The sequence below is a fragment of the Clostridium bornimense genome, assembly GCF_018917145.1.
In the GTDB taxonomy this organism is placed as follows: domain Bacteria; phylum Bacillota; class Clostridia; order Clostridiales; family Clostridiaceae; genus Clostridium_AN; species Clostridium_AN bornimense_A.
The window spans coordinates 24,219-37,936 of record NZ_JAHLOD010000015.1; the positions used below are offsets into that span (position 1 = coordinate 24,219).

Below are 13,718 nucleotides of genomic sequence, written 5' to 3' on the forward strand. Positions count from 1 at the left end.
GAAAAATAAATCTATATAAATGTTGTAGCATAAAGCAGTATTCGTAGTAAGTTAATTAAGGGGGATATTTTAATGAAATTATTAGGGACAATGAGGACAGAGGAAAATACACTTTATATAGGTGGAGTATCTACAAAAGAATTAGTTAAAGAGTATTCTACTCCATTATATGTTATAGATGAGCAACAAGTTAGAAGCGTATGTAGAGAATATCTAAAGAACTTTAAAGTAAAAGAGAATGGAAATAGAGTTACCTATGCAGGAAAAGCATTTTTACCTATGGAAATGTGCAAAATTATAAATGAAGAAGGATTATGCTTAGATGTAGTATCTGGTGGAGAATTATATACAGCATATAAGAGTGGATTCCCTATGAAAAATGTATTATTTCATGGAAATAATAAAACTATTGAAGAGATTAAGATGGGTATTTCATTAGGTGTTGGAAGATTTGTTACAGATAATCTTTATGAAATAGAAAAGATTAATGAATTTGCTAAAAAAGAAAATAAGACTGTTAATATTTATATTAGAATAACACCTGGAATTGAAGCTCATACCCACGATTATATTAAAACAGGACAAATAGATTCTAAGTTTGGTTTTACACTTATTAATGATGGTGTAATGAATGCTGTGAAAGATATATTAAAGTTAGAAAATGTTAAACTTATGGGATTACATGCTCATATAGGATCTCAAATATTTGATGTGGAACCATTTGTAGATGAAGTAGAAGTGATGTTCAATATAATGAATGATATAAGGTCCGAACTTGGAATTGAACTTCCTGAGTTAGATTTAGGTGGTGGATTTGGAATCTACTATACAGAAGAGGATAAGCCGAAAAATCCAAAGTTTTTTTGTGATGCTATATTGAAAAAGGCGGAAGAAATGTCTAGAAAGTTGGAATATCCTATGCCTAAATTAGTAATTGAGCCTGGTAGATCCGTTATTGGTAATGCTGGTACAACACTTTATACAGTAGGATCAATAAAAGAAATACCAGGAGTAAGAAAGTATATATCAGTTGATGGTGGTATGACTGATAATATAAGACCGTCTTTGTATAGAGCTGATTATGAATGTGCAATTGCAAATAAAATGAATTGTAAGGAAGAAGAAATAGTAACTGTGGCAGGAAAGTGTTGTGAATCAGGAGATATACTAATATCAGATGCTAAGCTGCCAACTGTAGATAGTGGTGATATACTTGCAGTAGCTACTACAGGAGCATATGGTTATTCTATGGCGTCTAACTATAATAAGATACCTAGACCGGCAGTAGTTATGGTTAAAGATGGAGTTAGTAGAGTAGCATGTAAAAGACAAAGTTATGAAGATTTATTAGCTTTAGAAATTATATAAAAGGTGGGGATTTTTATGAAATTTAGTGGAGTATGGTTACCAATTATTACACCATTTAAGGATGGAAAAGTTGATTTTAATTCTTATAAGAACATGATAGAAAATTATATAGATACAGGGATTACAGGGTTTATTCCTTTAGGTACTACAGGAGAAACACCTACATTAAGTGATGATGAATACTTTTCTATAATTGAAAAGACTATAGAATATGTAAAAGGAAGAGTAAAAGTAGTAGTTGGTGTTGGCGGAAATAATACTAAAGCTTTAATTGAGAAAGCGAAGAAGGTAGAAGCTTTAGGAGTGGATGGTATCTTATCAGTTTGTCCATATTATAATAGACCAGATCAAAGGGGAATATATGAGCACTTTAAAGCGCTTGCAGAAGCTATAGATACAGATATTATCTTATATAATATTCCTTACAGGACTGGAAGAAATATTGAAATACCAACAATATTAAAGCTTGCAGAAATACCAAATATAGTTGGTGTTAAAGATGCTTCTGGAAGTTTCACTGAGTCTCAAAAGTTGATTATGAATAAACCTAAAGATTTTGCAGTATTAACAGGAGAAGATGCTTTATTTTATTCCACTTTAGCTTTAGGAGGAGATGGAGGGATACTAGCTTCATGTCATGTAAATACTAAAGAATTTGTTAGCATATATAAATATGTAAAAGAAGGAAAGATGGAAGAAGCGTTAAAACTTTGGAAGCCATTATATAAGTTTATTCCATTATTATTTAAAGAACCAAATCCAGCACCAATTAAATATATAGCTAAAAAGATGAATTTAATTGATAGTGATGAGATAAGATTGCCACTTGTTAAAATTAGTGGAGAATTAGAAAAAGAATTAGATGAAGTATTAAAATTATAATAAAAGTAGGAAACTGCCACAGAAAAATGTGGCAGTTTTTTTCGTAAAATAGTAGCCTATTAGATGAATGGATAATAAATAAGCGAAAAAGGTTATAGGAATTATTAGTATTGTGTTATTTTTGTAGTTGGATTTCAATCATGTGCTTCAGGTTTAGGTAATGCTTTATCCAATAATGGAGAAGTAAGTGGTTCTGCAGGTATTATATTAGGGATTTCAATGCTTATCGCAGGTATCATTACATTAGTATCAAAGGAAAGTAAAGGTTTAACTATTACAGCAATTGTTTTTTACATACTAGGTGGTATTTTAGGATTTGCAAATGCAGGTACATTTAGTGATTTAAAGATATGGGCAGTAATAGATTTAATATTTGCAGCATGTTTGCTTATACAAATATTAAAAAATGGTAAGAAGGAAAATTAGTATATTTCTTCATTTCGTTGAAACAATACAAATGAAGAGGTGATTTTTTTGAGTGATAATAAAAAACAAGAAGAGAAAATTCAAAGAGAATATGATAAAGTGAATAAAGAAGAATATGATAAGTTAAGTCTAGCAGATGACAAAAGAAAGCTAGGAAAAGGCAATCCTCTTAATCAAAAAAGATAAAAGAGTATTGGAAAATATTAAGTAAGAGAGTATGATAAAAAATATCACACTCTCTTTTTTTATATTACTAATAAAATCTATAATAATTTAAAATGAATAGTCATAGATTATTATATCTATGATTATACTAAGGAGTTGTTAAAATGAAAAAACTTTTAGGGACTATTTTATCTGTGATAGTTCTAGTGTCAATTATTGTAGGAGGAGTATATTACATATATTTTTATCCGCAGACAGAGGTAAAATCTTTAGACAGTGACATATCAATAAATCAATTAGAAATTTTAAAAAGATTTATTCCTAATAATACAAGTTTTAGTTTGAATAAAATATCTGTAGATTCTGATGTTAAGTTTTCAGAAGATGAAATTACGGATTTTGCTATATTAGCAGTTAGGAACATAGAAGATATAAAAGATAATATTACAGGAATATTAATTAATATAGAAAAAGATGAAATAAAATTAGTTGTTGATGCAAAATATAAGTCTATACCTGTGGAACTTAATTTAGTATTTAATTGCAGGAGTGAAGATGGTAATGCAGTACTACATTATAAAAAAGGATCTGTAGGATTTTTCTCAATAAGTAAGGATAAAATTTTAAAGAATATAGGAGAAAATAAGTGGCTTAAGGTAGATGAGTCAAGGGGAGATATTATAGTAACTTTAGATTCAATAGATGGATTAGAAATTACTAATGTTACAACTGATAAGGATAATATAGAGTTATCCATTCACGGAGATATTAGTATTTTTAAATAGTAATATTGGCATTAGAGAAAGGAAAGAGTAGAGTGATAAATAAAGCATTGAAAATTGCAGCAGTAGTAGATTTAGTAATGTTTATTATATTTTCTATTATATTTGTAGAGTTTACAGCTATTAATGAGACTTCATTATTTATATTAATTATTTTAATAATAGGATCTATTTATGGAGCAACAAAATTAATAATAATCTATTTTAAATATGATAAAAGTTTAAGTTACTTTTTTTCGATATTGGCCTATTGTTTGGTAGTTGTATTATCTGTAGTAGCAATGATAATTATAGGAAGTTTATTAATATAAATATAATAATTTTCTCTTATTTGGATAAACTAAAAAAGTAACGTTTATAGTAGGAGGAAAGATATGTATTATTTCATAATAATTTTAGTATTATTAGTTATATTAATTGCTTCGGTTACAATATATAAAATAAGTGAAAAAGATAGAAATCTTATAAAAGATATACCTTTTATAAATTCTAAGGGGGTATCTCTAGAAGAAAGGGCAAAGAGTATATCGCTTGAAAACTTAAATGTAGAGATATCTAATTGTAGAGTACAAATTAAACATTCTGTGAAAGAATCTTATGAAACTATCATAAATGGCTACAATTATTTTGATAATGATATAAAAGATGGTGTAGATGTTATTCCACCTAGTGAATGGTTATTAGACAATATATATATATTAGAAAAGGAACATGAAGAAATAAGAACTGCCATTAAGGGTAGAATTCTAAAAGAATTGCCTGTGATAAGCGATGGCGCAATGAGAGGATTCCCAAGAATTTATTTTATTGCCATGGAAATAGTAGGATGTATGGATGGAAAAATAGACATATCATCTATAGAGAGATTTGTAAGGGAATATGAAGAAAATGTTATTTTAACATCAAAAGAAATATGGGCATTACCAATTATGATAAGGATTGCTCTTATGCATAGAGCTGCTAACATTGTTGAGAAAATGGTATATGTACAAAAAGAAAAGGCATTGGGAAATATAGTTGGTGAAGAAATTGTAGATAAAATAAATTCTAGTGATGAGTTAAAGGTAAAATTAAAAGAAATATATGATGATGAGAAGGTATCAGTGCATTTTGTAGAACGTGTACTTAAAGTATTAAGAGATAATGAAGTAGAAAAAATAGAAGTATATAAATTTTTAGAAAAAAGGCTTCATAAAGAAGGAACAACTTTTGATAGGGCAATTACTATAGATCATAATAGAATTTCATCATTTGGAATATCTTTAGGAAATACAATAAACTCTATAAGAACTATGATAAGTGTAGTTTGGGCTCCAAGTTTTGAATCATTAAGTTATGTAGAGAAAGATCTTAGAAGAGATCCTCTTAGAATATATGAAAAAATGGATTTTGATTCAAGAGAAAAATATAGATTAAAAATAGAAGAGTTATCTAATAAATATAACTTATCTGAAACATTTATAAGTGATGCATTATTAAATTGTGCAGAAGAAGGAAAAGAAGATTATAGTAGACATATTGGATATTATTTATTAGGTGATGGAGAAAATACATTAAGAGAGAAATTAGGAATAGAAAAGAAGCAAGAAAAGATTGATCCGAAGTTTTATATTAATAGTATTTTACTTACTATAATTCTTTTAGCATCATTTGTAGTATATGGAGCATATTATACTGGTTACGATGGATTTTCATACATGTATATAATAGCCTTCCTTTGCTTATTAATTCCTTGTAGTGAGATTGTTTTATCATTGATTAATTGGATTATAAACAATGTTTCTAAACCAACATTTATACCTAAATTGCAATTGGAAAATGGAATACCAGATCAGGGGAAAACTATAGTAGTAATACCTACTATGATAGATAGCAAAGAGAAAGTCGATGAACTTTTAGATAAGTTAGAGATATATAGCTTATCCAATGAAGATAAAAATTTGTATTTTGCTCTATTAGGTGATTTTAAAGATTCACTTGTTTTAGAGGAAGATGGAGAAGAAGAGATTAATAATTATGCAGTAGATAGATTTAGATTAATAAATAGAAAATACGGTTTAAAAGAAGATAAGTTTTATTATTTTAATAGAAAAAGAGTTTTTAATGATAAAGAAGAAAAATATATAGGTTGGGAAAGAAAGCGTGGAAAACTTGTAGAATTTGCAGCATTGATACGAGGAGATGAAAATACTACTTATAATGTTATAAGCGGAGATTTATCACCACTAAAAAAAGCACAATATATAATAACCTTGGATTCAGATACAATTTTGCCAAGAGATTGTGCAAAAAGGTTAATAGGATCAATGTTACATCCATTAAATCAGCCTATGATAAAAGATGGGGTAGTGGTAAAAGGTTACGGAATAATGCAACCTAGAATAAACATCACTATTGAAAGTAGTAATAAGACATTATTTTCAAAAGTATTTAGTGGTGAAATAGGAATGGATATATATACATTAGCAATTTCTGATGTGTATATGGATTTATTTGGTGAAGGAATATTTACGGGAAAAGGAATATTTCATATAGATACTTTTAATGAGGTATTAAAAGATAAGTTTCAAGAGAATCAAATATTATCTCATGATTTAATTGAAGGAAGTTATCTTAGAACAGCCTTGTTAAGTGATACAGCTTTATTTGATTCTTATCCTAGTAGTTACATGTCATATATAAAAAGATTACATAGATGGGTAAGAGGAGATTGGCAATTACTTCCTTATATTTTAAAGGATAAGAAATTAAATGCTATTTCAAAGTGGAAGATGATAGATAATTTAAGAAGAAGTTTATTGACACCATCTATAATAATATTGTTTTTGGCAGCATTATTGTTTTTTAAAGGCAATATAGATACTTATATTTCTATTGGAATGCTAGCAATATTTATTCCTATGTTATTTGATGTTTCTGAAGCAGTAGTAAGCCCTATGAAAGGTATTGCTTTATCTGGTGAGATAAGAGATGGAAAAACCCTAGCTTTACAGATTTTTTTACTTTTTGCATTTTTACCTTATTGTGCTTATAGAATGATAGAAGCAATTTCTGTAACATTATATAGATTAGTAATATCTAAAAAGCATTTATTACAGTGGGTAACTGCAGAGGATACTGAAAGATTTAGTGATAATTCTCTGGGAAGCTATATATCGAACATGTGGTTTGCTCCAATATTTGGTTTAGTTATAGCTATATTATCTTATAGAAGTTTTTCTAATGCTTTTGAATTACTTCTTCTAGCATCAATCATATGGGTATTGAGTCCAATATTAGCTTTTATAGTATCTAGAAGCTTAATAGGAGAAAAGGAAGATATATCTGAAGAAGAAGAGAGAGAGTTATATAAAGTTGCTAGGAAAACTTATTGTTACTTCGAGGATTTTGTTAATGAAGAAAATAACTATTTGCCTCCTGATAATTATCAAGAAGATCCTTATGTAGGGGTAGCACATAGAACATCACCTACTAATATAGGTATGGGTCTTATGGCAAATGTTGTGGCTTATGACATGGGATTTATTTTTATAGAAACTTTCTTATGTAATACTGAAAAGATAATAAATTCTGTAGATTCTTTAGAAAAGTATAAGGGACATTTATATAATTGGTATGATACATTAACAAAAAAGCCATTACATCCGTTGTATGTATCAACTGTAGATAGTGGAAATTTAATTTGTTATTTATGGGTTCTTAAAGAAACTATTAAAGATTATATTACTAAACCTATAGATATAGATAGAATGTTAAAAGGTATGGATACTGTTATAGGATTATGTAATGAGGAACTAAGACTTTCTATGGAGAGTTTTGATTTTTATGATGATATAGTAAAGGAGTTTCCAAGAGAAAATTTAGATATAGAATCATATTTAAAGTGCATATCTAAAATATATTCTAAGGAATTGGAGATTGATAGAGTAAAAAGAGAAAAAGGAATAGTTTCTTACTGGAATAGTAAGTTAATAAGAAATATACAAAAGGAAAAGAAGGAGATTTTATCAATATATCCTTTTTTAAATGTTGATGATATAAATAGTGATAAAGATAAAAATATATATAAAGATTTAGTGGAAAAAAGTAGCACATTACCACTAAATCAGTTGGTAGATTTTTATAAAAAAGCTTTTCTAGCTATAGAAAGTAAGGAATTTAAGGCTGCTGTAAAAAGTGGAATAAGTTATATTGAAGATATTATAAAAAGATTTTTAAGTTTAAAAGATAAAATAGAGATTCTAGATAAAAATATGAATCTTTCTATAATGTATGATAAAGGCAGAGAATTGTTTGCTATAGGATATGATGTTGAAAAAGGTGAGATAGGAAATTGTTATTATGATTTATTAGCATCAGAAGCTAGAGGAGCTTCTTTTGTAGCTGTTGCTAAGGGAGAAGTACCGTCAAGTCATTGGTTTAAACTTGGTAGAAGCTTAACTAATACTTATGGATGTAAGGGATTAGTATCTTGGAGTGGAACTATGTTTGAATATATGATGCCATTAATAATTATGAAAAGTTATAAAAATACCATATGGTCAAGTACATATCATTGTGTAGTAAAAGGTCAGATTGATTATGGTGATAAAAGAAAGGTACCTTGGGGTATTTCAGAATCTGGATATTATTTAGTTGATAAATTTAAAAATTATCAATATAAAGCCCATGGTGTACCCGGATTAGGCTTAAAGAGAGGCTTAAGAGAAGATTTGGTTATTTCGCCATATTCCACAATTATGGCTATGATGGTGGATTACGATGATGGGTTTAAAAATTTAAAAGCTCTTAAAGAAGAAGGCTTTGAAGGAAAATATGGATTTTATGAGGCGATAGATTATACTAAGGAGAGATTGCCTAAAAATGAAAGTAGGGCAATAGTCAAGAGTTATATGGTTCATCATCAAGGAATGGCGTTAATGAGTCTTAATAATGTACTGAACGATTTTATTTTTCAAAAAAGATTTCATAATATAAAAAGAGTTAAAGCAACAGAGTTATATTTACAAGAAAGAGTTCCAAATAAGATAACATATAGTAGAGAAGTTATTTTTGAAAGTAATAACACTAAAAAGTCAGTACCAAGAGTCCATACAAGAAATTACTCAACACCATTTACTGATATGCCAGAGTGTGGATTATTATCTAATGGTGTTTATTCGGTGATGGTAACTAATTCTGGAAGTGGTTATTCTAAAAAAGAAGATATGGATGTATATAGATTTAAAGAAGATGTAACTTTAAATGAAAGTGGAATGTTCTTTTATATTAAAGATGTTAGAAATGAAGATATATTTTCACCAACATATCAACCTACAAAAGTTTTAGGAAATGATTATAGAGTTAGTTTTGCTTTAGATAAAATAGAGTTCAAGAAAAATTATAATGGATTTTCTACTTCATTAAATATTGCGGTTCTTGAAGAAGATAATGGAGAATTAAGAGAAATAGATATTACTAATAATAGCGGTGAAGACAAAATTATTGAGGTAACTTCCTATATGGAAGTAACTTTGGCAAATTATGGTGCTGATGCTGTTCATCCAGCGTTCTCAAACTTATTTATAAATACAGAATTTATTGAAAATCCAGATACATTGTTGGCGAACAGAAGACCTAGATCAAAGTATGGAAATAAGCCATGGGTAATGCAAAAGTTACTTGTTATTGGTGGAGAAGATATTAGTGCAACTCAATACGAGACCAGTAGGGTAAATTTCATTGGTAGAGGAAATACGTTAAAAAGTCCTGCTGTCATAAAAAAGGATGGTAATTTATCTAATACAGTAGGTGCAATATTAGATCCGATAATGAGTTTAAGAAAACGAATAAGAATAAAAAGTGCTCATAGTGCGAAGTTCTATTTTTTAACTGCTATAGGAGAGTCACGAGAAGAAGTTATTAATATCGGAAGAAAATATAATAATGAAGATGATATGAATAGAATATTTACTGTAGCATCATCAGAAGTTAATATGGAACTTAATCATTTTGGATTAAAATATCCAAAGGCAAATTTATTCAATTATATGGCTTCAAAGATTATATATTTAAGTCCTCTTATGAGAAAACAAGAAAATGAAATAAAAAGTGTATCTTTAGGTCAAATGGATTTATGGCAATATGGAATATCTGGAGATAATCCAATAGTGTTACTTAAGTTACACAAAGAAAGCGATAGAGAAATGTTATCACAAATGCTTATGGCTCATGAGTATTGGAGAAGAAAAGGATTAAAAAATGATCTTGTGATTTTAGATTATGAAGAAGTTTCTTATTATAATAAAGTAACAAACATGATCAATGAAGAATTAGGAAAGAGGAGTTTACCTAATGTTTATAGTTTAAAGGCAAGGGAAATATCAAAGGAACTATTAAATTTATTAGAGGCTTTAGGAAGAATAGTTATAGATTCTAAGAAAGGTTTATTGGCTACGCAAGTTAAGTATAAATGTAATGGTTTTAAAAATGAAGAAAAACTGCCAGTTGTAAATGTAGATTACAATTATAAAGAAATTAATTTAGAAGAAAATGATTTACTATTTTTTAATGGTTATGGAGGTTTCAAGAAAGATACTGGAGAGTATGTAATTATTATTAAAGATGATAAAAATACTCCAGCTCCATGGATTAATGTAATATCTAATGATAAGTTTGGAACTCATATATCTGAATTAGGATCACAATATACTTGGTGTGGAAATTCTAGAGAAAATAAGTTAACACCATGGAATAATGATTGGATTAAAGATTCACCAGGAGAGGTGTTATATATTAGAGATGAATATGATGGTGAAATTTGGAGTGCCACAGCAATGCCAATAAGACATAAATCACCTTATATTATTACTCATGGTTTTGGATATTCTAAAATAGATCATTATTATAAAGGTATATATTCATCTATGAAGGTGTTTGTTCCAAAAGATAAATCTGTTAAGTGTATAACTTTAACTTTAAAAAATGAAAGTTCTATGAAAAGGAAGTTAGGAATTACTTACTTTGCAACATTAGTAATGGGTGTAATTCCAGAACACACATATACACATGTATATACAGAAATAAATAATGATGGAAGATATATACTTGGAAGAAATCCTTATGGTGGTAATTTTAAAGATAAGATAAGTTACTTGACTATGATAGGGGTAAAAAATGAAAGCTTTTCTGGTGATAGAAAAAGTTTCTTAGGTAGAGAAGGCGAGATTTCAAACCCAAAAGGATTAAAGTATAGAGAGTTAAACGGTATTTCTGGAGCAGGAATAGATCCAGCATTAATTACTATGGGATATGTTACATTAGAAGAAGATGAAACAAAGGAAATTACTATTTTACTTGGAGAGGAAGAATCTATAGAAAATATAGATGATACTATTAAATCACTATCTACAACAAGTAAAGTTGAAGATTCATTAGAGGATGTTAAAGTATTTTGGAGAAATTTACTTGGAAAGATAGAAGTGAATACACCAGATAAGTCTATGGATTTGATGGTAAATGGGTGGTTAATGTATCAAGATATAGCTTGTAGAGTATATAGTAGGACAGCATTTTATCAATCCGGAGGTGCTTATGGATTTAGAGATCAACTTCAAGATGTAATGAGTCTTAGCTACTTAGAACCAGTAATGACAAGAAAACAAATAATTTATTCATCATCAAGACAATACTTGGAGGGGGATGTACAGCATTGGTGGCATCCTATTGTAGATAGTGGTATAAGAACACAATTTTCTGATGATTTACTATGGTTGCCGTATGTCACTGCTGATTATATTAAGAATACAGGAGATTATTCTGTTTTATTTGAAGAAACAACATATCTTGAAGATGAGCCACTACGAGAAGGAGAAGATGAGAGATATTCTATTACAAAATATAGTGATAAGAAAGGAACTATTTATGACCATTGTATAAAAGCTATAGAAAGAGGTTTAAGATTTGGTCAGCATAATATTCCCCTTATGGGTAGTGGGGATTGGAATGACGGAATGAGTGAAGTAGGTAACAAAGGAAAAGGAGAATCAGTATGGCTTGGATGGTTTATATATTCAATATTAAATGACTTTATTGATATATGTGAATATATGAAAGATGAAGAAAAGAAAGTTAGATATATATCTATGAAAGAATTTTTAAGAGAAAATTTAGAGAAAAATGCATGGGATGGAAAGTGGTATAAGAGAGCATATTTTGATGACGGAACGCCACTAGGAAGCAAAGAAAATGATGAATGCATGATAGATTCTTTAGGTCAAACTTGGGCAGTAATTTCAGGTGCAGGATCTAAACAAAGAATAGAAGAAGCGATGAACTCTCTAGAAAAATATCTAGTTAAAGAGAGTAGCAATATGATTTTACTTTTTACCCCTCCATTTAACAATTCTAAGTTAGAACCAGGATATATAAAAGGGTATGTACCAGGAGTTAGAGAAAACGGAGGACAATATACTCATGCTGCGACTTGGGTTATATTAGCTTATAGTAAAATGCACAAAACTAGCAAGGCGTTTAGAACTTTCAATATGATAAATCCTATCACGCATACTAAGACTTACGGAGATTGTAATACTTATAAGACAGAGCCTTATGTAGTAGTAGCGGATATTTATTCTACTGAAGGTCATGTAGGTAGAGGTGGATGGTCATGGTATACAGGGTCAGCAGGTTGGCTATATAGAGGAGCTGTTGAAGGTATATTGGGACTAAAGTTAAAAGGAAAAGATGGTTTTATAGTAGAACCATGCATACCAGATTATTGGGATGAATATACGATTAAGTTTACAAGAAATAATGCAAAATACAATATTAGTATAGAAAGAGGAGAGGATAAAGGTATATATATAGATAATAAAAAGGTAGATATTATATCTTATGATTTATCTGGTGAGATAGAGGTAAAAGTGATTATTTAATTGACTATAGGTCTTGGCAAACTAAAACTAGTTTACAGGACCTTTTGTTGTTACAATAGAATTTAATATAGTAAAAATGCAATAGATACAAACTATTAACAAATTTTTTGGTGTAAATATAGTAAAATAATAGTATTAGATAATGAGTGGGTGAGATAATGGAGAGTAAGGTAGGATTAGTTTTATCTGGTGGAGGAGGAAAAGGCGCATTTGAAATTGGAGCTTGGAAGGCGTTGAGAAGATTAGGTATAGATGAAAAGATACAAGTTATATCAGGTAATTCTATTGGTTCTTTAAATGCTATGATGTTTATGTCAGGAGAGTTAGAATTGTCACTAAAGATGTGGAGAAATTTATCACAGAAAGAGGCATTACCATTAAGCGCTACTCAATTGCTTGGATTATATAAACAATATAAAAAGGGAATAACAAATATATTAGAAGAGGATACTATAGTGGATAACAGCGGTTATCAGAAGATTATAGGAAGTTATGTAGATTTTGAAAAAGTACGAAATTCAGAAATCAAAGGATACATTTCAGCTTATAATATGGATGATGATAGTATTGATTATTTCACTGTAAATGATAAAAGTGATGAGGAGATAGAAAATTTAATTAAGGCTTCATCAGCATTACCAGGTTTATTTGATCCTATAAAAATCAATGATAAGTTTTATAGAGATGGGTGTATAAAGGACAATGTACCTATTGACCCTTTATATGAAGAAGGATGTAATGAAATTATAATTATATATTTAGGTGGCGATGAACAAGTTGATGTATCTAAATATCAAGGGGTAAAGTTTTATGAAATTTGTCCTAGAGCTTACTTAGGAGGAATGCTTGATGGGAATTTAGATTTTAGTGGTAGTGGTGCTAACAAAAGAATTTTACAGGGGTATATAGATACAATGGCATACTTTGACAAGCTAGCTTATGAAGAAGGTGTACCTTTGAATGAACTAAAAATCACTGGAAAAATAAAATAGGTAAATTTTTGAATTGGAAATATTAGATAATATTGACATAGGCGATGAATAGTGATAAAGTAATATTAAATTAAATAACCTTCAGGGCAGGGTGTGATTCCCTACCGGCGGTAAAGCCCGCGAGCGTCATGCATGATTCGGTGAAATTCCGAAGCCGACAGTATAGTCTGGATGAAAGAAGGAAAATA

Annotated in this window: 8 protein-coding genes and 1 riboswitch; all 8 genes read left to right on the top strand. The window is 29.0% G+C overall.

Features of this window, described 5'->3' with window-relative positions:
* Nucleotides 1-72: 72 nt before the first annotated feature.
* The 8 genes from lysA (at nt 73) to KQI30_RS07175 (ending at nt 13,530) form a co-directional block, all read left to right on the top strand.
* Nucleotides 73-1,368: a diaminopimelate decarboxylase gene (gene lysA, locus KQI30_RS07140; RefSeq protein WP_216462613.1), complete on the top strand. Its 1,296-nt coding sequence runs from the start codon at nt 73-75 to the stop codon at nt 1,366-1,368.
* A gap of 15 nt (nt 1,369-1,383) precedes the next feature.
* A complete protein-coding gene (dapA, locus tag KQI30_RS07145; protein WP_216462614.1) occupies nt 1,384-2,250 on the top strand; it encodes a 4-hydroxy-tetrahydrodipicolinate synthase in 867 nt (288 codons plus the stop codon).
* Between the two features lie 219 nt (nt 2,251-2,469).
* Nucleotides 2,470-2,676, top strand: a complete 207-nt coding sequence (locus KQI30_RS17510; protein WP_367397836.1) for a hypothetical protein — start codon at nt 2,470-2,472, stop codon at nt 2,674-2,676.
* A gap of 48 nt (nt 2,677-2,724) precedes the next feature.
* Complete coding sequence (locus KQI30_RS07155) at nt 2,725-2,862, top strand: hypothetical protein (RefSeq protein WP_216462662.1); 138 nt, start codon at nt 2,725-2,727, stop codon at nt 2,860-2,862.
* Nucleotides 2,863-3,005: 143 nt separating this feature from the next.
* Nucleotides 3,006-3,626 carry a hypothetical protein gene (locus tag KQI30_RS07160; RefSeq protein WP_216462615.1) on the top strand — a complete coding sequence of 207 codons (621 nt, stop codon included), beginning with the start codon at nt 3,006-3,008 and terminating at the stop codon, nt 3,624-3,626.
* 32 nt (nt 3,627-3,658) lie between these two features.
* Nucleotides 3,659-3,934 (top strand): hypothetical protein, encoded by a 276-nt coding sequence (locus KQI30_RS07165; RefSeq protein ID WP_216462616.1) that lies wholly within the window; start codon nt 3,659-3,661, stop codon nt 3,932-3,934.
* A 63-nt stretch (nt 3,935-3,997) separates the two neighbouring features.
* On the top strand, nt 3,998-12,538 hold the full coding sequence (locus KQI30_RS07170; protein WP_216462617.1) for a GH36-type glycosyl hydrolase domain-containing protein: 8,541 nt from the start codon (nt 3,998-4,000) through the stop codon (nt 12,536-12,538).
* A gap of 158 nt (nt 12,539-12,696) precedes the next feature.
* On the top strand, nt 12,697-13,530 hold the full coding sequence (locus KQI30_RS07175; RefSeq protein ID WP_216462618.1) for a patatin-like phospholipase family protein: 834 nt from the start codon (nt 12,697-12,699) through the stop codon (nt 13,528-13,530).
* Nucleotides 13,531-13,603: 73 nt separating this feature from the next.
* Nucleotides 13,604-13,717, top strand: a riboswitch (FMN riboswitch).
* Nucleotide 13,718 lies beyond the last annotated feature (1 nt).